The organism is Silvanigrella sp. (assembly GCF_044369315.1).
Classification (GTDB): Bacteria; Bdellovibrionota_B; Oligoflexia; order Silvanigrellales; family Silvanigrellaceae; genus Silvanigrella.
The window spans coordinates 1-23773 of sequence record NZ_JBIPMD010000027.1 but is presented as its reverse complement, the minus strand read 5'-3'; the positions used below and the strand labels follow the sequence as shown (position 1 = coordinate 23773).

Genomic DNA, 23773 nt, shown 5'->3' with positions numbered 1-23773 from the left:
GCGAAGGAAGCCCAATCTTACTTTCTTTTGCTACTTTTCCTGGGCCAAATACTTCACACAAATATACTGCTTCATTTTTTATTTCATCAGACCAACTCTTTATATTTCCTTTACTTCTTTCAAAAGCGACTTGTTCTGACAGTTTTAAAAGTCTATTTTCCATCTCCATTTAAATCTCCCCCTCAAAAGGAAATTTAAATCTGTATTTACGTTTTGTAAAAATCACTTATTGGGAGGACACAGAACAATTGAATTTATATCCTCAAAGAAATACGATGCCTCCTTCAAGAAATATTCCTAATTTAGTTTACAGGGCTTCCATTACAGAACCTATATATACTTATATTTTTGGCATAACCAGATCAAGAGGAAGAGAAATTAGTACGGATATATCTAATTATATATTAAATTATTATATAAATTTACAAGACAATTCAGCTGAATATTATAATAATCAAAACCCAATAAATGAAAGAATTGGAACAAGAAGCCAAAATTCATTTATAAGCACATACTCCAGTTCTAGCAATGCCTATCGAGATGCATTTCAATTTGTAAGAGCCTATAGCTCTAATTTCGATAACTCACCTAGAATTTTGACGATATATGTTTATGCAATTCGTCCGAGTGACAATTTTGTTAGCGTGACAGAAACTTATGAAAGAGTTTTTCAATCTGCTCAACATAACACGACACTTCATGAAAATTTGAGACGACTTGATGGAATGTATAATAATGAAGATCAATATTTAGCAATCGGAAATATAGCAAGTTCTCAAATAGCTTATGCGGACGAATACCGTTATAATTATTTAAGAAGACGTTACGAATACTCTGAAAGAATTCACAATGTGAATTTTAATAACCCAAATTCTGAGCTCAGAGCCAATAATTATCCAATTGGCACAATACCAGAACCAGAAAGACTTCCTGAACAAAATAACAGCCAGTCACAAATGACTTGTAATATACCATCGCGGCCAAATAATGGAACTGATACTCGACAAAAAAGAAACACGTTAGAGAATCAGGACATCGTTAATACGGAAATTTGTCCGACATTAAATATAGATGAGTCTGCAAAAATATTAGCTCCAAGTGATCTATTTAAAAATAAGGCAATAGAAATTAGCGTTTTAGATAATTATGGAAAAAAAATATGTTTAGCACCATATGATTTTTATTTATCTTATTCAGAATGCAATAATAAAAACAAATGGCTGTATACTACAACGGGACAACTCATTTCAGAAGTTAATGATGGAAAATATTCCCAATATTATTGTTTAAGTAAGGGACATAAAGATGACGAGTATCCGCTTTATCCAAGAATGAAAATTTGTGACTTAAATGATAGAGATCAAATTTGGCAATTCTTAGGAAATAAAAAAGATGGATTTACGCTTTCTTTAAAATCAGGAGAAAAATTAAAATTAAATGAAAATGGATATTTTATAAATTTTAATAATTCTTCCTCAAGATTAAAATCAATAAAAATTGAAAATTATGAAGAAATATTTTTAAATATATCCGATCCTCTAATACAGTTTTCAGTTAACGTAAATTTTAATATAAAATATTATCATTATGAAATTGTATTTTCTAAAAATTATTTTATTATCCGCGCTACAAACAAAATATATTCAGAATATAAAGGTATGTATAGTGATACTATAAAAAACAAACCAGAATATATAAATTATTACAATGCACACAACCATGCTTTTTTCTCAAATTATGGTTATTTAAATACCAATGGCCCTCAAGTTTGTTACACTTCAAACCAAGTTTTAAGTGGCTCCCCAGCTTGGGATTGGGTGAGTGTTGAATATTGCTCAACGAAAGATTTTATAGAAAATAAATACCAATGGTATTTTAAAAATAAGAATGGTATTTATCAAATATTTGATGCAGGAAATAATGTTTTAAGACACAATGGAGATAAAACTTATTTTTATACAGCAGGTAACATGTGGACCGATTCTAAAAAGTTCTATCAAAGTTACTTACTAGACGAAATTTTAAAAAATTATATCAACAAAATAAATGAAAAAATATCTATTTCTAATGGAAATGAGAATTTAAAAAAAGAAAATGTAAATTTTTATGGTTTAATTTCAGTGCAAAGACATTTTGAAGATTTAGCAAAATAAAATTTTACTCATTTTTTACAAGATCGTAGACGCTTTTTAAAATATTTTTAAGCTCTACAGCTCCCGTATTAAAACCAGATAAAATATAAATAATATTTCCTAAAGGCCTCACTTCAAGAGACATTTGTTTTAATTGCTGAACAATTATTTTAGAACGTGTAGAAGTATAGTCCGAGTTTTTATCTTTTAGTTCAAATGCAAAAATACTTCCTAAGGTAAAAACTTTTTCTATATTTGGCAAACAAGAAAATTCATTTACAATTTCTTCATCCCAAGGGATATCTAAACAATTTAACTCTTTATTAAAATTCTTTGAGTCGCAAGTTTCTTCGATAGCCTCTACAGCAACAGCACAACCAACTGGATTTGCAGCGTAAGAATGTCCATGCAATAAAGCTTGAGAAATAGAATCTCCTAAAAAGGATAAAAAACATTCCTTATTAGCTAAAGTAACAGACAAAGGCATTAATCCTCCTGTTAATAATTTAGCGTAACATGCTATATCCGGCTTTTCATCAAGTAAAACAGAAGCAGAAATTTTACCAAGCCTCCAGAATCCAGTAAAAACTTCATCAAAAATAATAGGAATTTTTCTTTTTCTGCATTCTTTTACTAAGATCCTTTGAAATAGAGGATCTACAAATTTCATACCTCCCGCTCCTTGAATAACGGGTTCCAAAAGTAACGCACCAATTAAAAAATCAGAACCTTCAAGAATAAACATTTGGTTTTGTATATAATTTAAGTAAATATTAGCTAAATCAGAGCTATTTCTATCTAATGAAAATACTTCGTCAATAGAATTGATATTTAATTCAAATTTTTGATTTGAATTAAAAGATTCCGGAATAGAAACAAATTGTTTTCGATCTTTTAAGTATACCGTAGGATAATCAAACCAATAGCCTTTAGGTTCATACCAATAATCTGTTTTTTTATAAGAATTTGGATTTGTAGCATCCATCGCCGCATGAGTATCACCATGATAGGAATCTTTTAATCCTAATATGTAAATATCTTTTTTAGGCATATTGGTTTCTTTTTGAGGAAGTCCAAACGATTTTCGAAATGCAATTTTTAATGCGACTTCAATTGCTGTAGAACCATTATCTGAGAAAAAAGCTCTTTGCGCCCATCCTTTTCCAACTGTAGCTATTAATTTTTGTGTTAACTTAACTACAGGTTCATGAATATTTCCAGGAAACATAACATGACCATATTTACCAGCAGCACTTGCAGCTGCATGAGAAAGCCTAGGTGAAGCATGCCCAATTCCTTGAGTCCACCAACTTGCTGAAGCATCAAAAGATTTATGTGTTAATATATTTTGATTTCGTAAATTTTTAATATCCACAAATGTTAAGTTATCTTTAAATGCACTATCAATTACTCGTGGTTCTATTTGTAACCCATGTTGAGTAAAAGGCCACCAAATATTTTCTTTTGCAACTTCAATGTAATCATCAATAATTTGAATTTTGCTGACATGATAGCTTGTTAAATGTTGAAAAACTTCAGAAAATTTTTCTTCATTATCTTTAAACCAAAAATCGAGCGAATTTTTTATTAGAGTTTCATTTTTAGGTAAATTAGATTCAACAATATTTTGAAAGGAATATACAGGAAATTTATTTTTATAATATTTTTGTAAAAATAAAGCATTTTCATCTTTTCCATCAAACATTAAAATACAAGTAATATCAAATCCTCTTGATTCAATTAAGGCGATTGAACTAATGGTACAGGAAATACCACCTAATTTCGAATCTGCAATAAAGATAACAGGAAGTCTTAATTCGCGAAAAACGTCGCACTGCAATTGACCTTGTAATGTTGGAGAAGCGACACCACCAGAACCTTCAATTAAAACAAATTGAGCATCATTTGTTGTTATTTCTTCTTCAATAATAGAGATCATTTTATCATCTAAAAAGTGTTCTTTAGTTTCAGACTCTTCTTGATATTTATTTTGTAAAATTGCACGATGAGGTGATACAGGATTTGACATTGAAAAAATTGTTTTTGTCAAAACAAATTCTGAAGGGTTATAATTTTTTACAAATGAGGAATCAGAATCAAAAGGGAAACCTGTTTGAACAGGTTTAATATATAAAAGTTTTAAACCATTTCTAACCGCCGCCATAGATATACCAGTAGAAAAAACAGTTTTTCCTAAATCAGTATTCGAAGCCATTACATAATATGATGGGAATTTAGTTAGCATATATAGTTTTCCTTTATATTAATTAAGGTAACTAAAAAGAAAATCTAGATCTTCTTTTGTATGACCTGATCTTAAAATAACCCTAAAACGTGATGTTCCTTTCGGAATTGAAGGCGGTCGAATTGCTTTTAATAACAAACCTTTTTCCAAAAAAAACGACTCTTTTTCCATTATATTTTTATTATCTTTAAAAACTAATGGGAATATATTTGAATGATGATTATGAAAATTAAATTTATTAAAATCAAATTCTAAATTTTTATCTTTCAATAATAAAATATTTTTTTTGAAATATTCAATATTATTTATTAATTTTTTTCTTTTTTCTTTACCTTCTTCACTAAAAATAATATTCAATGATTTATTAACTGCTCCTGTCAAAAAGGGAGATACAGCTGTTGAATAAATAAGGGGTCTTGCTTTTTGTAATATTCTTTCTTTTAATTGAAAATAATCTGTTGAAATAAAGCCGCCAGAAACTCCAATCGCTTTTCCACAACCAAATACAGATGCTAAAATATAGGGTTTTAAAAATGAGTAAGCTAAACTCCAACTTCCTTTAATAGAAAATGTTCCTACTGAGTGGGTTTCATCAATGATAAGCATAGCACCAAATTTTTGGCAAACCTCTAAAAGTCTATGCGGATCAGAATAATCTCCATCCATCGAATAAAGTGACTCAACGATAATAATTTTTACTTTAGCACTTGAAGAATTCAGTTTAAAAATAAGATGATCGTATTCACTATGTTTAAATTGATCAAATTTAATGTTCGAATTTTTAACTCCATAAAATAAACTTGAATGACATCGATGATCTATAAAAACATGTTGGTCAAAACTATTTTCTTCCCAAGAAAACGGAGACAAACCGTCAAACAAGGATATATTTGCTGTAAATCCCGTTGGAAAAAACAACGAGTGATTATATCCCGTTCTATTAGAAAAATTTGATTCTAATATTTCTATACCAGGATCTGTTTGAGTTACCATACGAGAACATCCAGAACCTGCTCCAAAATTTAAAGCAGAACGATATCCCTCATCAGTAATTCTTTTATCATTTCTTAAACTTAAATAGTCATTTGTCGAAAAATCAACTTTGATATTATTTAAGTTACTTTGTTGATAATAAGGAAAAATTTTTCTATAATTCAAATTTAATTTTACAGATTGATTTGATTTTTCCCAAGTATCAAATAAATAATTAAAGGACATTCATATTTTCTTTATTTAATGGTTTTGTCATATCATCTATTAATTGATTATCAAAAGTATAACCAGGAAGAGGAGAAGTTAATAAAACTTCACCAGAAAATATAGAATTTGCTCCTGCAGTTAAGCAAAGAATTTGAGCTTCTCTACTCATATCCATTCTACCGGCGGATAAACGAATTCTAGCTTTTGGTAATAATATTCTTGCTACAGCGATTGTTCTTACAAAATGTAAAATATCGAGATCTTGTGTATTCTCTAGCGGAGTGCCATCAAATTTCACTAAAAAATTAATGGGAACACTTTCTGGCTGTGGATCCATTGTTGCCAAAAAGGCTATTAATTTCATACGATCATCAGAAGATTCACCCATTCCTAATATACCGCCACAACAAACATTTATGTCGTTATTTCTTACATGGCGCAATGTTTGAACACGATCTTGAAACTTACGTGTTGTAATTACTTTTGAATAATAATCTTTTGAAGTATCTACATTATGATTATAGTAATCGAGTCCAGCTTCTTTTAACTTTAATGCTTGTTCTTCATTTAACAAACCTAAAGTAACACAAGCTTCCATCCCTAAAGATTTTACTTCGCGAATAGCCTCTAAAACTCTATCAAACTGTTCTCCACGTGGCGGTTTTCTCCAAGCGGCTCCCATACAAAAACGTTCCGCTCCATTGGCCTTAGCTGCTTTCGCTTTTTCGACAATGTCGTTTACTTCCATAAGAGGATGTTTTTTAATATCGGTTTCATATCTTGCGCTTTGTGGGCAATAAGAACAATCTTCTGGGCAAGAACCTGTTTTAATAGAAAGCAACGCACTTCTTTGAATATCAGCTTCAGGCCAGCTTTCTTTATGAACACCAGCTGCTTCTTGAATCAATTGTAAAAATGGCTTTTTATAAAGTGTAATTGCTTTTTGATATATTGCTTCATCATAATCTTCACTTATTGTTTTAACTGAATTTAAATTACATTGAAGCTTTCCAAGCTGATTGTCTTGGGATTCTATAATAGGTTCCACCAATATCTCCTCTAAAAAATATTTCACATAAAAGACCTCAATATGTCTTACATTTATAGATTATTCCTGTAAAGTGCATTTGCATTATGAATTTTTGATTAAAAAGGATTATTGTTATAAATAGCAATGATTGTTTTTATAAAGGACTGAAAAATTGAGGTCAAATGCATGATTAATCCAAACTTAAAAACACCTGTATTTGCTAATTTAAAATCTAGTTTTTGCTATCTTGCTTCTAATAAAATAAGTAATTTAGATATTGCTAAAGATATTTGTTTGGAAAATAAATCCTTATCTGACGTCTCAATGTCAATATTAAAACATACTGGTATTTTTGAAAGAAGATATGCCCTACCTGAAGAAGCAGCTAGTGATTTAGCAATAAAAGCCATTTTAAACTCATCTCTTAATCTCAATGAAATTGAAGCATTAATTGTTGCAACAACTTCAGGAGATTATCCTTCTCCTGCGACAGCTCATTTTGTGCACAAAGGATTAAAATTAAATAAAAATGTGCATTGTCTTGATATTGCAAGTTCATGTACCAGTTTTATTTCTGCCATAAGAAGCTCATTAGGCTTCGTCGCAACCAACTCAAATACGGTTGTTATTGCTACAGAGGTTAAAAATAAAGGTTTATTGAAAGAAGATTTGAGAACACGATCTTTATTTGCTGATGGTGCATCTGGGGTTTATATAGAAAAAAACAATTCAAAAAATAATTCCGATTTATTTCAATTTTGTTTCCAAGAAAGTATTTCGTCTCTTTCAGATAGAATTTATATTCCTGTAGGAGGATCAAGAGAGCCAACAAATATAAATAATATTCATAGAAATAAACTCGAGTTAAATCATCCAAAAGAAACGTTTTTTCAAATAGTAAAGTCAATTTGCGAAGCAATTGAAACAAGTTTAGAAATAAGACAAAATTATATTAAAGAAAATTTTGAATTAGACCCCATTTCTACTCCGGGATTGATTTTTATTCATCAAGCAAATAAAAATATTATTAAAGAAGTAAAATCAAGATTTCATAAAAATATAGCAGAAAAAATTCCAATTTTAATGGGTGATATTGGCAATACGGTTTGTGCTTCTTTACCAGTTTTAAGAACAAGGGTTTTATTTTTAAAAAGCATATTTTATAGGAATCAAAAAATAATTTCAAAACAAGATTTAATACCTTACTTCATTCAATTATGTAAAGAAAATAATGAATTTTGTTTTATATTAAAAGAGAATGGAATATTATTTTCTTGTTATTGGCAAAATGAAAAAATTGATATTTTTGATGATGGATGTGATAAACTTGAAAATTCTTGGCTCGAAAAAATATCAGATGATGAATTTAATCAAATTCAAATAGCATTTCAAAATGAGAACTTATCTTGCCAAAATAAATCAGTGCGCTTAAAGTATATTGATATTTGGATTGCGGCTGGCGGTGGATTTCAAACATTAGCAATGCTTCATGGAAAAATTTATTGATATATTAAATATAGAAAAGGTATATATTTTTATGAAATTGTTGTTAAAAAAATTTTCTTTTATATTTTCTATTTCTTTATCAATATCTTATTCTGCTTTAGCAGAACAAGATTTTATTGAAATAAAACTTGATAACTGGACAGCTGAAATTAATCCAAGAACCTTAGAAGTAATTGGAAAAATCAATGAAAAATCGACTTCAATCGCCTCTCCTATTAAAGAAAATCTTGGTGAATTTAAAAATTTATTAAATTCATCAAATAAAACATCTTGGAATTATCCAGAAAAAAATTTAAATGTTGAAATATCTAAAAATAAAAATCAAATTATATTTAAATTTACTTCTTCTAAATCTCAAACATTTGAATGGCCAAGTACTTTACAAGCAAATATTTCTGAAACAAATAATTCGGAAAATATGATTTTGCCCGATGGTGAAGGCCTTTTAATTCCTGTAACAGATCCATTTTGGCTTGTAAATTTTGAAAAATACAACGCGACAAATTATTCTATGCAAGAACAACTAACAATGCCTTTTTTTGGAAACATAACTGATGACAATACTGTATCTTATATATCAGAAAGTTCTTTAAACAATACAATTAAAATATTAAAAAATAAAGATACTCTATATGCTCAACAAGAGCATGTTTTTAGACAAAAAGATAATTACGCTCCTTATATTATAAAAATTAATTTAGATAATAAAAAAAATATTTTAGCCCCAGCGATTCATTTTAGAAATAATTTAATAGAAAAAAAGAGTTTATTACTTTCAAACAAAAAGAAGATAAAAATCCTGAAATAAAAAAATTATATGGAGCTCTTCATGCTTATGTTTGGGGAACAGGAAGAACAGAGCAGGCTCTCGATCTTTTATCTTCTTTAGGAATTAAAAATTTATGGATTGGTTATGATGATGGAAAAAATGATAAATACAAAGTAAATAATAAATTCATAGAAAAAGCTAAAAAGTTGGGTTACCTTGTTGGCCCCTATGATACTTGGGAAAATATACAAGATCCCAAAACAGCGGACACCCCCTTATCCATTTTTCCAAATGCCTGGCCACAAGCAGCAATTGTAAATGAAAATGGAAAAAAAATGCCGGGTTTTCATAATAGAGGTTATGAAGCAAGTTCTGAATATTTTGCAAAACAAAAACCTATGAATAAAGATTTATATGATCGTGCTGAAAAATTTAAATCCACAGGAATTAATAGTTACTTTTTAGATGTTGATGCCACAGGAACTCTTCATGATGATTATTCAGAAAATCATTCTATGAACACTTTGAAAGACATGCAAAATAGAATCACGCGACTAAAACATTTAAGTGACATGAAATTTGTTTTAGGATCCGAAACTGCGGTTTATTGGGCTGTTCCTTATCTTTCATTTGCTCATGGAAATAACTCTGTATTTAATAATCCGCATTGGGCATTAACCAGAGATAAAAAAACTTATGGTCGCTGGTACCCTAGCGAACGCCCTGAATTCTTTTTTAAATCTACTATAGCACCAAAAGATTATGAAGACACAAAATACAATCCATTATATAGAATTCCATTATTTCAAACTGTTTTTCATGATAGCATTATAACCACAGACCGTTGGGAAATACCAATAACAAAGTTTAAAAATATAAAAGAAAAAAGATTATTAATTGGATTGCTCTATGGTGTGCCTTCTATCTGGTCTTTAGATATCAAACAAATTAAAGATTATTCAAAAGATTTAAAAAAAATCTCATCTTTATTTCAAACGTATCATAAAAAATTGCTGGCGTTCAATTAACAAAATTCTCATATTTAACAGATGATAAATTAGTTCAACAAACTCAATTTGGCGAGATAGCAATTGCTACAGTAAATTTTTCAAACAGATTATATAACAATATACCTTCAAATAGTATAGAAATTTTTTACATAAAGGAAAATAAAAAAGAAATATTTACACCGTAACTTATTTTTTAATATCTTCATAAAAAACTTGCTCAAAGACTCTTCTTTCGTCTGACATAGTATAGGAAGCTTTTGTTTCTTTAACTAAATTAGTTGAAAATTCAAGCACTTCTTTTAAATCGCAATTTTGAATTCCCTTTTTTAAAAACTTAATCATTCCTTCATTCAATTTTCTTTGTGCAGTTAAGGCATGCTCTATTCTTTGAGTTTGAATATCTTCAAAGTTTAAGGATTGAATCATAGTATAAACTTGAGGTCTCAATCGTTCTTCTAGACGGGAGACACTTTCAATTCTTTTTGATATCTCAGACCAAATTTTATCAAAAGCATTGCTCGCGTTTGCGGAGCCAGCTTCATTTGTTGAATTTGTAGCATTTGATTTGTTTGGATCATTTTTATCTTGGCCAGAAGCTTCCGCAAAAATATCATCTGCTCTAAAATTAGCTCTTTGATTTAATGCTGTTGCCTCAGAACCTGCTTTACTAAACAAACTTTCATAAATTTCTTGAGCACTTTGTCCTTCTTCCACAACTAGAGTATCCATTTTTTGTATTGCTTCGGACATGGCTTCGACAAATGCTCTTACATTAGATTGTAAGTCTATTAATTGATATTCCATTAAAATAGAAAAATGAAAAAGAAGTTGCATGAGCATTTGCTCTGAACTTTGTGCTTTTGCAAACGGTAATTCTTTTTCCATTACAATTCTCCGCTCAAATCATTCTTCAATACTTGCACCTAATTCTGTTAATTTATCCTTAGCTTTCGTATAATTCGCATCAATTTTAAGGATTCTTCTTAAAATTTTAATTGCCTCATCTTTTTTATCCCAAAGTACCAAGGTAATTGCTTTATTAAACAAGACAAGATGGTTATCGGGTTGTTTCTTTAAAATCTGATTATAGGTTTGTAATGCTTTATCAAAATCTTTTGAATCTCGGTAACAAATTGCCAGTGAGTTTGCAAAACTCACATTTTCTGGATCCAGACGCACAGCATCTTTTAGTAACTTTAGGGCATTAGGATAGTCTTTTTTAACAAAGTAACAATAACCTAGCCTTTCAATAATATAGGGATGCCGTAACCCGGCAAATGTTCCAATCATTAAAAGCTGAATGCATTCCTCAATTTTATTTTGTTTTATTAAAGATTCGGTACAGCCTTCATAACGAATAATATTCATTGGGCTAAGTGAAAGGGCTTTTTTTAAATCTTCTAAAGATTTTGCATCATCATTCATAGCTGCATAGATATCTGCACGGACAACGTAGGCATGAATATAATTTTCATTTTTAGCTATACCTGAATTTACATAAGTTAACGCTTCATCCATTTGTTTTAGAGCAAGTTTTGTTCTAGCCATTCCAATAAAGGGGCGAGCTGCTTTATCTGAGACTTGCGTTAATTTTTCATATACTTTGAATGCCTGCTCATAATCTTCAGTACGTAACTTTGATTTTGCAAATTCATAAACACGTTCGGGGTTTTTGGGATTGATAAAAGCACTGTAAGCACTTCTAATTTTAGGTAACAAATCTCCTTGCGAAATAGGACGAATTAATATGTCATCTATTCCCATTTCAAGGGCGTACATTAATTCAGCTTTATTTAAAGCCTTTGAAACCAATATAAAGGCAGGACGATAAACGGCTGGATCTTCATTTAGTTCTTTTATCATGTCATAGCCGTTTAAAATTTCAAGATCATCACCCTCTAATGCAATGTGTGCGGGTTTTACTTTAAGTTCAGCTAAAGAAGCATGACCGTCCCTATCTGTCCTAACATTATTAAAACCTAATTTATTTAGATGATGTTTGATAATTAAACGAATTTCATTATGAGTTTCAACCACATGAATGAGAAGGTCTGTGCTAAACGGGTCTGGAGGACTTAATCCAAACATCTTAAAAAGATCAGAATTGTCCACACTCAACAACCTCCAGATTAAAGCATAAAATCTTAAGTAACCTTAAAAAATATGAGCTTTATTAAGAATGCTGAGAGTATGAATATTTTTGAGAACTAACCGCCAAGTCCTGTTGCAAGAAGCTTTCTTCCTTGAGGAAAAAGAACTTCAATTTTATTCAAACCATTTTCAGCGACCACAAAGCCTATTCCAAAAGATTTATGATGAACTATTTCACCAGGTTTAAATCGTACGGATGCCTTATACTCTTTAGCCTGAGAGACATTATTTTTTTGAGCACTCAATCGAGCTTCATAATTTGCAATGTCTTCCGTGGTTCCAGACTGCATACTTAGAGGCAATTGGTGATTTCCTTTTGACACTCTACTATCTGAATCCTCTTTTTTACGCGATTTTGCCTTGGCTTTGCTTTTCTTTTTAGGGGAGCCATCCTCTCCTATTAAGACTTTTGCTCCAGCATCTAAGTCTAAATCCTGTTCTTCATCTCGTTCCATTTCTCGTTTCCCTCCTTTTGCTAAAGCAGCTTCTGATTTTGGTGAACGATATAGTTTCTCTGACTTACAAGTATTGCATTGTACCCTGCCAGGTTTGTTATTAGCTTCAATAGTTACAATAGTATGAGTTAAATTCATCTTGCAACGATTACAGTATGCTAAAATGTCATGACCCACACGCGATGCGGATTTAGACTGAGACGAAATAAAAAGAGAATTAGGGCCGTCCGTAATTGCCATTTTTCCTCCAAATGGATCTGACATATTTAAAAATTAAAGAGAGAAGGCGAGTTCAACTCCCGCTGTTTGCCTGATTGTTGTATCATCGGAATCAGTCTTGACAAGCGTATAATAGAGATGAAGTACCGGTGCTTTGAAAAAAATTCCAGACCCCCAAAAAAATCGGCTGTGATTTGGATTGTATCCAATACTTCCTTTGAGATCAAAATACGATTCTGTAGCAATATTGATCCCGCCTACAACGCTTTGAAATCCATTATTAGAATCAATGAGCGCATCTGTATTTAGTGTGACATACTTATTTAAGGTAACAATAGAAACTCCTACGTCTGTAATATTAGCATTATATTTATCAAAAAGACCATTTGTACTCAAGCCTAAAAAAAGAGGATTTTCTGGTGATATATTAATTTGATAAAATAACCCTGCACCCATTAAATAATTATCTTTTTTCCAAGCCCAATTTTGAAATAAACTAAGTTGTTGATATTCACCAGAGAGACCAACACTTAAGTTTGGAATTGCAGGAATTTGATAACCTAGTCCCACTTTAAAACTCCGATCGCGACTTCTGGTATCATTGGGAATTGTTTCTCTTCCACGAAAAACCATGGCAACAGGAGTTGTTGTGGAATCAAAAACTCCGGCTTCAATGAGATCAAAATCACTTTGCCAAGAACCACCTCCAAAAACGGAATATTGTTTTTTTAGTGCTGGTAAAATAGCGGGGTTTGCGTCCATCATAGAAGCATCACCTGGAGCAGATGCTCCCGCTCCACTAGAAGCAGCAAACGAAGATGTTGGTGCATTTATCGCTTTTGAAGGTTTTATATCCTCTGCATATGATGAAAAAGAAATCATAAGGTTTGATAAACAAAACTGGACAAGAAATATTTTCTTTAGTTTAAAAGACATAATGGGCTCCAAAGGATGCTTTCCATAAAGAAAGGGCGGAAAAATCATGACATCAAACAATTCTTTTATCACGAAACTCCGTAAACGAAGTCTAATTGCGCAAATTAGCCACGAAGAAGAATTAGAACAACTGCTCCAAAAAGGAAATCAAAATGAAAAAGGAGAGAGATATTCTGTCTATTGTGGTTTTGATCCTACGGCAGCAAGTCTCCATGTTGGTAATTTAGCGGCATTAATGATGTTAAGACGCGCTCAAGACGCGGGTTTGCAGCCTATCGTTTTATTCGGAGGAGCCACAGGTCTTATCGGAGATCCCACAGGCAGAACCGAAATGAGACCCATGAATACCAAAGAACAAATAGCATCATATATAGAAAACTTTAAATTACTTGTGAATCGTTATTTTCGTTTTGATGTACCTAATCCACCTTTATTTGTGAACAACATTGATTGGATTGGAAAAATGAGTTGGATAGATTTTACAAGAGATGTTGGAATCCATTTCACTGTAGCGAGATTATTATCTGCAGAAGTAAATAAAACCCGCTTTAATGAAGGCGGACTCACATTTATGGAACTTGGCTATCAATTGCTTCAGTCCTTTGACTTTCTCCACCTTTATAAAAATCATAATTGTGTCATGCAATTTGGTGGTGATGATCAATGGTCAAATATCCTCAGTGGAGCCGATTTAATTCGAAGAGTAAATAGTGGAAAAGCATTTGCTGTTACAACTCCTCTTTTAGTTGGAAGTGACGGTAAAAAATTTGGCAAAACAGCTGGAAATGCGGTTTGGCTCGATCCTAATTTAGTTTCACCCTATGATTTTTACCAATTTTTTAGAAATGTTCATGACGCTGACGTGCTTAAAATATTTCAGGTATTTACTCTTTTAGAAACAAATGAAATTGAAGAAATATTTTCAAATCCAAATATCAATCAAGTTAAAGAAAAAATGGCTTTTGAAATTACAAAAATTGTTCATGGAGAAGAAGAAGCAAATAAAGCATTAGAAGCATCAAAAATTCTTTTTTCAGGCCAGACTGGAGATCTTTCACATGCTCCATGTTTATTTTTAACACAAATAGAAATAGAAGCTGGAATAGATATTTTATCTTTAATTATGAAATGTGGTTTTTCCCCAAGTAGAGGGGAAGCACGAAAACTCGTCCAAGGTAATGGACTTAACTTTAATGGCGAAAAACTTACAGATTTTAATTATAAATTATCAGAAAAAGATTTTAAAACAGAACAAAATGCTATTATTTTAAGAAAAGGAAAAAAGGACTATCATCTTGTAAAAATGAAATAAACTGTTACTATAAAATATAGTTTTAATAAATTTAACTATGTTTTATTAAAAGGTTATGCCTTTATGAAAATAATCATTACGCATATTCTAATAACAGTTTTTTTGATTTTTTTTAATACTTCATGTATTCCAAATTTTTTGAAAAACAATGATTCTATTCCATATGGTTTTGAAAAAGTTGATTTTTCTCCTATTCAAAACCCACGAGAAATGACTAGAGCTTCTCTAGACAAAAGTACCAGCTCCCTTAATAGTTTAAATAATATATTTGTTAGCTATAGCGAGAACATTATAAAACAAAAAGAAAACTTTATAAATAAAGATCAAGTTTTAAATAAAATACTAAGTGAAGAAGTTTTAAATAATTTTGTCCAAAAATTACCTGATTTTTTAGATAATACTTCATTGACAAAGGCAATAAATAATTTAGACCCATCTAGTTTTGTTTTAACAACCACTCCTTTAAATTTAGATTCTTCATTAAAAAATATAGACACTAGTTATATATTTACACAAATAACAGGACAACAACAAAAAGTAACAAAATTAAATGAAATTCAGTATTTTGACGAAAGTAATATTTTAATAGATAACAGTAATATCAGTTCGACATTTTTAGTAAATACTTATTATGCAAGAAATTTAAATTCCAACTGGAATTTTCCTTTAAACAATACGACAAGTTCAAACAGCAATTGGGAACTTTTAGTACAATGTGTTAGCGCTCAAATAAATATAATAGATAAAAATATTATATACAATATACCTGCTTGGCCAAGAGTTTCAATAATACAATTAAATCCAAACTTATTAAATACTGATAAATATATTTTAGTAAAAAATAATTTATTTCTTGATCTTATAAAAACCAAAAACTTTATTCCAGTTGGAAACATGAATACAAGAACTTTAAGAATTTTTAATAACTCAAATATTAATTTTTCGCCTCAAAGTTCTATTTATTATTCATTAAAAATTATTGAAACTCCTTCTAATCCTCTTATTGGAAAAAATTACATATATTTTCAAGATGGAATGACAAACTTTTTTTCTAGATTTATTTCCGGAGATATTGATAAAGAAAATATATTAAATGTATTTGTAAGTTGGCAAGCATTAATCAACAAATCGTGGTTTGATTTAACAAGAAAAATAGATTCCTCTTATAATGTTCCTTATTATACAAATACCATACCTTTAAACTATTTAAATAATAAAAATTTACCAGTTCATATTTCAAGTTCAAAAGATTTTCAAAACGGTGGAATACACTATATTGACCCTAATGACAAATCATATTTATTAAATATACCCAATTTAGTAGATGCGACATCTATTGGTTTAAATGAAATAATATTAACAAATATTTGCAATAATATTATAAAAAAATAATTCTTAATTATTTGAAAATCCCAAATCTATAAAGGCTTTTGTATCTAATCTTCCATATTTTGTTGTCGCATTATTTCTTGAAGTATAAATAGGATTATAATAAGCATTTGCGCTAGAAAATAAATGATTTAAAATAGTATTTAAATCTGCATTTGGAAAAAGACCTAAGTAAATAGAAATTGCAGAAGCAACCAACGGCCCAGAAAAACTTGTTCCACCAACTGAATCAATAGAACCATTTTTACTATTTAAATCAATTTGTGAACCTTGAGCAGATAATTCAACACTATCACCATAATTAGATGAACTCGCAATGCTTAAATCATAAGTATGTGAAGCAACTATAATCATATTATTTAAATTATATGCTGCAGGATAGGTAGGAAATTTATTAAAATTATTGCTCTCATTTCCAGCTGCCACAATAAATATAACACCACTTTTTGAGGCATTAGATATAACAATTTTTTCAGCCATTTCTACATTTTGATCTGGCTCTTGTAAGTATGATAAACTTAAATTAACAATTTTAGCTCCACTAAATACGGCTACATCTAAAGCAGCTGCAAGCTGCATAGAACCATAATTTTTCATATCATCATTAACGTTGTCATCAGCAAAAGTTATTTTAACTGAATTTATCTTTGCATTTTTCCCATAAACATTTAATAATGAGTTTCCCTTTGTTATACCAGTAAAAATAGATGCAATATATGTTGCATGAGATGACCAGCTAGTTGTATCTAAATTTCCAGTCAAATTGAAACTAGAAACTAAATTATTTTTTATTTGATTTGTTGCAGGAATAACTCCAGAATCAACTATAGCTACATTAACTGAATTTAAAGTTAAATTTTTAGAATTAATTTCATTGTATGATTTATCAAAATTTGCTTCACAATAGGAACTATTGCAATTTGATAAATCTGTTTGTATTTTATAATTATTTAAACTATTCATTCGTATTTTAGTATTTTCAAAAGGTAAATTATAAATATTAGTTAAATAAATATAACTATGCGATTGTTTCCCTATATTAATTTCTTTGACAGCAACCATATTTGGGACAGATTTAAATCGATAAACTATTTTTTTTCCATATGATAAAAGTTCTTCATCTGTCATACCAGTTTCTATAACATATGCCCCATCAGAAGATGTTTGAACTTTATCATCAAATGGATTAAACTTTGAGCAAGAATTTAAAATAAAAGCGCTTGAAATAAAAATTAATAAAAAATATTTACACATTTTGACCTATTAAACAATAATATTTTTAATATAAAAAGATTGTATCAAAAAAAATTACTTATTCAATAGTTTATTGAGATAAAAAGATTGGTATGCAATTATTATTTAGTTTATAAATTGAGAATAAACTATTTATACACAAATATTTCGTTTTTATCTGCTAAGTATAGTTTTCCATGTGAATTATTTCTCATAGGAGAGTCCGTAAATAAAAATTTGTAAATACTTTCAGCCGATTTTTTAGGATCTATTAATTCTTTATTTTGTTCCATTTTTTTATAAATTTTTACAATTTCTAAATCTGCAGGTGAATGTTGAATCACATTATTTACCATATCTGTTAAAACAGCTCCTGGATGAACAGAGAGACAGGTAAGTTCGTCCATAGCAAAACGTCTTGATAACCATTGAAAATAAAGTAAACATGCCGATTTTGTCGCTCCATATAATTCCAAACCAGGAAAAGGATCGACAGCCGCCAAAGAAGAAAGATGAGCCACAAACGGAGTAATACTAGATTGGCTATCATTTTTACTCATAATAAAAGGAAGAATATCTTCGATAATTTCAGCACAAGAAAAATAATTCACTCTCATTGCTTCGCCTTGAGATTGCCAAAATAAGTGTTTTTCTGCGCGATTTGATTCGCTTACTCCCAAAATAGGCATAACACCTGCCCCGTAAATAAATCCGGCAATCGATTTTCCATATAAACTTTTAGATAACTCTAAAATAGGTGTTTCTTTAATTGGATTTAATAAATCCCACCAAATAAACAGATCTTCAAAACCACATTGTCCTCTTCCCAGATGAATGATTTTATAATTATTATCCTTAATTACTTTTGCTAGTTCAAAACCAATTCCTCTTGAAAAACCTGTTCCTATAATCCACTTTTCAGTACTCATTTTCTCTCCTCAGTGTATCTTGGTTCCTTCAAAACTCTTAAATGCATTTAAAACTGATTTTGCAGATCCGTCCATTATAAGTTTACCAGAATCAAGCCAAAGGACGCGATCACAATCTTCTATTGTTGAAAGCCTATGAGCGACAATTATTTGAGTCTTTCCCTGAAGAAATTTTTGGGTTGCGTTCACTAATATTTCCTCTGAGTAAGGATCAATAGAACTTGTAGCCTCATCCATTAAAATAATAGGACTGTTCTTTAGTAAACAGCGCGTCATACAAATTAACTGTTTTTCACCCAAAGACAAATCAGATCCCTTTTCTTGTAAATAGAAATCTAGAGATTTTTTATCATTAGATAGCATTTTTCCTAAACCAACAAGTTTAGCAACATAAATTATTTCATCATCACTTATATTTTTATTGATTGTAAAGTTTTCACGTAAGGTTCCAGAAAAAATAGTTGGTTCTTGTGATATAAATGAGATTGCTGAACGAAATAAATTTAAATCTATATATTTAAAACCCTCTTTCTTATCTTGACCAAGATCTGCCTCATAATTATTTATAAAAATACGGCCTTCATATAATGAATAAAGGTGAAATATTGCTTGTATTAAGCTAGATTTTCCGCTTCCTGTTTTTCCAATTATTCCTATTTTTTCACCCTTTTTCACTTTAAAAGAAACATTTTTTAAAATAAAGGGTAAATTTTCACTATACCTCATAGAAACATTATCTACGATAATATCTGCATTATCTATATGAAATATATTTGAATTTAAAATATCATCTTCTTCTTTTTTAGAAAGAATTTTGTGATTTGTTGAAAATTTAGCTTCGCTAGGTAAAACAGCTCCTTCTTCAAGATCACTTTTTAAATATTGATCCATTCTTTCTATTCCTGTTAAAGCCTCTTCTAATGCAGATACCCATTCAAAAAAAACCTGAACAGTTGTTGATGTCATTAAAATAAAAGTAAAAGCAACTCCTAAACTTCCAATTGTAATAAACTTATTTTGAATCAACCATACTCCTAAAATTCCTGTGATAAGAAGTATAGAAATATTTAAAATAGACATTTGTAATGAAAATAAATTAATATATAAGTTTGTTTTTTTTATTTGATTTAAATATTTTTCTATGTTTTCGCTAAATTTATTTATAAATATGGAATCTTTTCCAAACACTCGTATTATTTTTGATCCCTGAACAGTTTCTGCAAAATGAGCAATAGCAGGACTTCTTGTAATGCTTAAATTTCTTCTTTCATTTCTTATTTTTAATTTATTTAATTTATATATATAATAATTTAAATAAATAGAAAATATAATTATTGGAAAGAAATATCTGCTTGCTAATAAAATTAATATTATATATAAAATCAAATCAAACGTAATTGATAAAACCTCAGTTAAGGGACCTCCTGACATTCTAGTTATTGAAGAATAATCAGAACTAAATCTTGTTATAATTCGTCCTAAAGGATTGGTATCAAAAAAAAGAATAGGAAATCTTGAAACACGTAAGGTAGTTTCATCATAAAGAAGGGATGATGAATAAGTCCCCATTCTGGAAACAAAAATTCTAAATATAATAGATAAAAACAATCCTATAAAAGATAGAGACAGTAATAAAATTAAAAAATCATAAAAACTAAATTTTGAAAAAATTCCATCACTATTTCCACAGTAAAGAGACCCGCTACATAAATGATCAGCCCATTTTCCAATAATATTTGCATTAATTAATAAAAAAGCTCTCCCAATAAAACCAAGAATAATATAAAATATAAATTTATTTCGATATAATTTTATTGACATCGAAATTGTTCTAAAAATAGAACTAGAATATTTCCCTGAAAATGATATTTCATTATTTATAAAATTATTTTTTTGCATTTTTTCTCCTTATGGAGATATCGAAGATACAAAATCTCTAACAGATTCTGATCTATTGTAAATCTCATTAAAAGATCCATTTTCAATTATTTTACCGTTTCTTATAAATAGGACTTTGTCACACTTAGATAAAATTGAAAGTCTATGTGTGACAAGAATTCTAATTTTATTTTTCCAAACTGAATTAAATAAAACTTCATTTAATTTATCTTCTGTATTAACATCTAGAGCGCTTAAGCAATCATCTAATAAAATAATAGGCCTATCTGAATAACAAGCTCGAGCAATAGCTACTCTTTGTTTTTGACCGCCTGATAAATTAACACCTCTCTCACCAATTTCTGTGTCTAATCCTAAATTCATGTTTTCGTTTTTAATATCAAATTGAGACAATTCTAAACAATCCAGTATTCTTTGATCATGATGAGAATCAACATTATACTCAAAAGCAACATTATCCCTTAAATTTGAATTTATAATAAAATAATCTTGAGGAACATAGCAAAAATATGATCTTAATTCACTTAAAGACATTTTTTCTACAGGCTTATCATTTATTTTAAATTCACTATAATTTACTTTTATAATATTTAATATAGCTTGCAATATAAGGCTTTTTCCTGAACCAATTTCACCAATTATAGCTATAAAGTCATTTGATTTTATTTCTAAATTAATATTATCTAATAATGATAGGCCATCTATCTTATAAGAAAGATTTTTTATTATAATACTGCCTTTTATATTTGAATCAATTTCAGGTAAATTTTTTACACTTTTTTCTTCTAAATCTTGATTCCAATAGGATTGAATTCTTTTTAATGATGTAAAACAATCAGAAAACGAAACAAGCATAATAGGTAACATGCGCATAGGACGTGTTAGCAAAACTCCAAAAATCCATAAAAGACTAAAAATTTGACCAGCTGAAATATCATTTCCTTTAACATTAACAAGAATATATACAGATAAAATATTTATAAAAAAAGGAGCTGAATAACCAATAGCATTCATTGTTGTTCCGTTAGTAACCATTTGTAATCTATTTTTTGTTTCTATGATTCTTAAATCTTGGATTTTCTTTTCAATGATCTTTGTCCAACCAAGAGTCCTTATAATTCTAATATTTTGAATCCATTCATTAACATAACTCAATCTGTTTGAGGCGTATATCTTACTTTTAAGAAAGAACTTAGTCTGTCTAAATGCAAAAGAAAAATTTAATAATAAGATAGAAAAAATAAGACAAAAAATTAATATTGGATTTATTCCTAATATAAAAATGATTGCAATTGGAGCCATTATAATAGGCAAAATATATGACATAATGTTTGGAAATACTTCGTCCATTAAGGTTGATGCTGTATGAATATCATTAGCATAAATTGATAAAGACTGACCTACAGATAATTTATTTTTATTTTCATTTTTTAATCTTAAAGCTTTCGAGTATGTTATATCAGATAACCATTTTTTTAAAAAATTACTTTCATCATAACTTAAAAATTTTCCGAAGAAAAAAAGTAATTGGGAAAAAAAAGCAAAAATAAACATAAAAAATAAATATTTATACAAATCATTATAAATTGGATCGCCTGTTATTTTTAGGAAATGATCTAATAATATTTTTTGATAATAAGGAACGATAAGAGAAAAAATAGTTGCCGTTATGGTAATTAAAAATATATAAAACTTATAACGAAATCTCATAAAAAAAATTTTATAAAATAAATAATTATTTTCATTGATATTATTTTTTTTAGACATAAAAAGTGGGTGACCTTATATATTAATTCTCTTTAGCAATTTGATGTAATCATAACATAAAACCCAAAATAGTCAATTAAATATGAAAACGGTAATTTTATTAACGAATATAGTAATATTAACTATGCCCCCTATGATTGGGTAGAGAACATATTATTTTTTTCTTCAAAGTTTCATACAATATTTAGTAATCACAAAGCTCACTTTTAATTATGGTTGGACAAATAAATTTACGCTTAGGGGTTTATTAGAAAACGCTTGTCATCCTTGATGTAGCCCCTTATTAAGCCGAACACCTCTTATAAAATTAAAGGGTGTTAAATATTATGAGTAAGACTAGTAAAACGACTGATTTTATATTTGGAGGAAACTTATGAAAGAAGGGAAATGGGAAGCGGTAGAAGAAGAAAAGGTAGCTCCTATTTCTGAATTAAAAAATATTTCCAAATCACTTGTTATTTTATGCTCTCATTTAATAAAAATTTTTCAATTTTAAACAAATAAATATAAATATTTAAAGAAAAAATAATATTATTTCAAATAAATAAATTATTTAGAATTATGTATAATAACAAACTGGATATAATGAAATCTTATTAAAGAGAAGGTTAAACAAGTCAAACAAAGAAGTTTATTAAATTAAGAAAATTATTAAACCTCTTCTTCAAGAATACTTTGGTTTTAAACCAGAATGAAAAGATGAAGGTAATATTCTTCAATTAGAAGAAACACTTGAAGAAGTTCTTAGCCCTATTTGATGCAAAATCTGTGGTCACTATTTTACAGACAAAATTTTTCTTAATTTTTCGATAAAATCAGGTGCTAAAAAATCTTGTCGCGCAGGTGTCTGGATATCTAAAAATACGCTATCTTCTACTGCAACAAATTCGTGAGGAACGTTAGGTGGAAATACCATAATACCACCTGCTTTTAGAGCGTATTTCTTTCCATCTGAAAAGGCATCTAATTTTCCACTCTCAACTATATTAATTTGTTCATTCAGATGAAAATGTGCTGGCAATTTTGCTCCTTTTTTTAATGTCCATTCAATCATTGTACTTTGAGTACTCATAATAAAACGAAACCCAATATTATCCGTTATTTTTACTACTGGGATATTCGAAAAATCATAATATCCTGGTTTTAAATGATAATGGTTCTTTAAAACAGGGATTTCGGCACGTCCAGGTGCAGGTGTAGGGTTATCATCTGCGAATACTTGCATAGGAATGATAAAAGTGCAAAACATAAACAAATTTATAAATATTAATTTATACATAACTTTTCCTTTCAGTATTAAAGTCTTAAAAAAGCTTTGGTAACAATAAAAGGTATATATAAATAATATTTCTGTAAATATTTTTTGGGATTTTATTACAAAAAACCTTCTTATCCAATTATAATGATATATTAAAAGATTAAAATTTAAAAAATAGGTATAATTTAATTTATAAATATAAAATATGATCCTAACCCCCATTTCAAGTTGACACTTTTCCATCATGAAAAGGAGAGTCAATGGATAAATTAGCAGAGCCACGAAGGCGCTTAGGATATTATGAAAAGCGAGCAATATTAGAGGAACATTTTA

General features: G+C 29.1%; 19 protein-coding genes. 7 read left to right on the top strand and 12 right to left on the bottom strand.

Going from position 1 to position 23773, the window contains the following annotated elements:
- Positions 1 to 248: 248 nt before the first annotated feature.
- Positions 249 to 2153: a hypothetical protein gene (locus ACIQ56_RS04240; RefSeq protein ID WP_397599826.1), complete on the top strand. Its 1905-nt coding sequence runs from the start codon at positions 249 to 251 to the stop codon at positions 2151 to 2153.
- A 4-nt stretch (positions 2154 to 2157) separates the two neighbouring features.
- Here the strand turns inward: ACIQ56_RS04240 and ACIQ56_RS04235 are convergent, their stop codons facing one another.
- Genes ACIQ56_RS04235 through bioB form a run of 3 tightly spaced genes read right to left on the bottom strand, consistent with a single transcriptional unit; the run spans position 2158 to position 6625 of the window.
- Positions 2158 to 4377 (bottom strand): aminotransferase class III-fold pyridoxal phosphate-dependent enzyme, encoded by a 2220-nt coding sequence (locus ACIQ56_RS04235; RefSeq protein ID WP_397599825.1) that lies wholly within the window; start codon positions 4375 to 4377, stop codon positions 2158 to 2160.
- A gap of 18 nt (positions 4378 to 4395) precedes the next feature.
- Complete coding sequence (locus ACIQ56_RS04230; RefSeq protein ID WP_397599824.1) at positions 4396 to 5595, bottom strand: aminotransferase class I/II-fold pyridoxal phosphate-dependent enzyme; 1200 nt, start codon at positions 5593 to 5595, stop codon at positions 4396 to 4398.
- The gene (bioB, locus tag ACIQ56_RS04225; RefSeq protein WP_397599823.1) at positions 5585 to 6625 is read right to left on the bottom strand and encodes a biotin synthase BioB; all 1041 of its coding nucleotides are present in this window, start codon (positions 6623 to 6625) and stop codon (positions 5585 to 5587) included. The genes ACIQ56_RS04230 and bioB overlap by 11 nt, the downstream gene beginning before the upstream one ends.
- Before the next feature lie 168 nt (positions 6626 to 6793).
- Here bioB and ACIQ56_RS04220 point away from each other — a divergent pair, with 168 nt between their 5' ends.
- From ACIQ56_RS04220 to ACIQ56_RS04210, 3 genes are read left to right on the top strand one after another with little or no spacing between them, the layout of a single operon-like run.
- Positions 6794 to 8113, top strand: a complete 1320-nt coding sequence (locus ACIQ56_RS04220; RefSeq protein ID WP_397599822.1) for a hypothetical protein — start codon at positions 6794 to 6796, stop codon at positions 8111 to 8113.
- 31 nt (positions 8114 to 8144) lie between these two features.
- On the top strand, positions 8145 to 8921 hold the full coding sequence (locus ACIQ56_RS04215; RefSeq protein ID WP_397599821.1) for a hypothetical protein: 777 nt from the start codon (positions 8145 to 8147) through the stop codon (positions 8919 to 8921).
- On the top strand, positions 8882 to 9910 hold the full coding sequence (locus ACIQ56_RS04210) for a glycoside hydrolase (RefSeq protein ID WP_397599827.1): 1029 nt from the start codon (positions 8882 to 8884) through the stop codon (positions 9908 to 9910). Before ACIQ56_RS04215 ends, ACIQ56_RS04210 begins: the two co-directional genes overlap by 40 nt.
- 168 nt (positions 9911 to 10078) lie before the next feature.
- Here ACIQ56_RS04210 and ACIQ56_RS04205 read toward each other — a convergent pair whose 3' ends face one another.
- From ACIQ56_RS04205 to ACIQ56_RS04190, 4 genes are all read right to left on the bottom strand, one after another.
- Complete coding sequence (locus ACIQ56_RS04205) at positions 10079 to 10777, bottom strand: hypothetical protein (protein ID WP_397599820.1); 699 nt, start codon at positions 10775 to 10777, stop codon at positions 10079 to 10081.
- Between the two features lie 18 nt (positions 10778 to 10795).
- Complete coding sequence (locus tag ACIQ56_RS04200; RefSeq protein WP_397599819.1) at positions 10796 to 12004, bottom strand: tetratricopeptide repeat protein; 1209 nt, start codon at positions 12002 to 12004, stop codon at positions 10796 to 10798.
- A 95-nt stretch (positions 12005 to 12099) separates the two neighbouring features.
- Positions 12100 to 12738, bottom strand: coding sequence for a hypothetical protein (locus ACIQ56_RS04195; protein ID WP_397599818.1), 639 nt, complete (start codon positions 12736 to 12738; stop codon positions 12100 to 12102).
- Between the two features lie 33 nt (positions 12739 to 12771).
- Positions 12772 to 13653 carry a hypothetical protein gene (locus ACIQ56_RS04190; protein ID WP_397599817.1) on the bottom strand — a complete coding sequence of 294 codons (882 nt, stop codon included), beginning with the start codon at positions 13651 to 13653 and terminating at the stop codon, positions 12772 to 12774.
- Between the two features lie 46 nt (positions 13654 to 13699).
- Here ACIQ56_RS04190 and tyrS point away from each other — a divergent pair, with 46 nt between their 5' ends.
- Positions 13700 to 14965 (top strand): tyrosine--tRNA ligase, encoded by a 1266-nt coding sequence (gene tyrS / locus ACIQ56_RS04185; RefSeq protein ID WP_397599816.1) that lies wholly within the window; start codon positions 13700 to 13702, stop codon positions 14963 to 14965.
- Positions 14966 to 15103: 138 nt separating this feature from the next.
- Positions 15104 to 16357: a hypothetical protein gene (locus tag ACIQ56_RS04180; RefSeq protein WP_397599815.1), complete on the top strand. Its 1254-nt coding sequence runs from the start codon at positions 15104 to 15106 to the stop codon at positions 16355 to 16357.
- A gap of 3 nt (positions 16358 to 16360) precedes the next feature.
- On the opposite strand, the gene ACIQ56_RS04175 is transcribed toward ACIQ56_RS04180, so the two are convergent.
- The 4 genes from ACIQ56_RS04175 to ACIQ56_RS04160 all read right to left on the bottom strand — a co-directional run bounded on the left by ACIQ56_RS04175 (position 16361) and on the right by ACIQ56_RS04160 (position 22182).
- Positions 16361 to 17608 (bottom strand): S8 family peptidase, encoded by a 1248-nt coding sequence (locus ACIQ56_RS04175; RefSeq protein ID WP_397599814.1) that lies wholly within the window; start codon positions 17606 to 17608, stop codon positions 16361 to 16363.
- 128 nt (positions 17609 to 17736) lie between these two features.
- Positions 17737 to 18516, bottom strand: a complete 780-nt coding sequence (locus ACIQ56_RS04170) for an SDR family NAD(P)-dependent oxidoreductase (RefSeq protein ID WP_397599813.1) — start codon at positions 18514 to 18516, stop codon at positions 17737 to 17739.
- Positions 18517 to 18525: 9 nt separating this feature from the next.
- Positions 18526 to 20415 carry an ABC transporter ATP-binding protein gene (locus ACIQ56_RS04165; RefSeq protein WP_397599812.1) on the bottom strand — a complete coding sequence of 630 codons (1890 nt, stop codon included), beginning with the start codon at positions 20413 to 20415 and terminating at the stop codon, positions 18526 to 18528.
- 9 nt (positions 20416 to 20424) lie between these two features.
- Complete coding sequence (locus tag ACIQ56_RS04160) at positions 20425 to 22182, bottom strand: ATP-binding cassette domain-containing protein (RefSeq protein ID WP_397599811.1); 1758 nt, start codon at positions 22180 to 22182, stop codon at positions 20425 to 20427.
- Between the two features lie 373 nt (positions 22183 to 22555).
- Here ACIQ56_RS04160 and ACIQ56_RS04155 point away from each other — a divergent pair, with 373 nt between their 5' ends.
- Positions 22556 to 22678, top strand: coding sequence for a hypothetical protein (locus ACIQ56_RS04155; RefSeq protein WP_397599810.1), 123 nt, complete (start codon positions 22556 to 22558; stop codon positions 22676 to 22678).
- Between the two features lie 279 nt (positions 22679 to 22957).
- Here ACIQ56_RS04155 and ACIQ56_RS04150 read toward each other — a convergent pair whose 3' ends face one another.
- The gene (locus ACIQ56_RS04150; RefSeq protein ID WP_397599809.1) at positions 22958 to 23461 is read right to left on the bottom strand and encodes a cupin domain-containing protein; all 504 of its coding nucleotides are present in this window, start codon (positions 23459 to 23461) and stop codon (positions 22958 to 22960) included.
- Positions 23462 to 23773 lie beyond the last annotated feature (312 nt).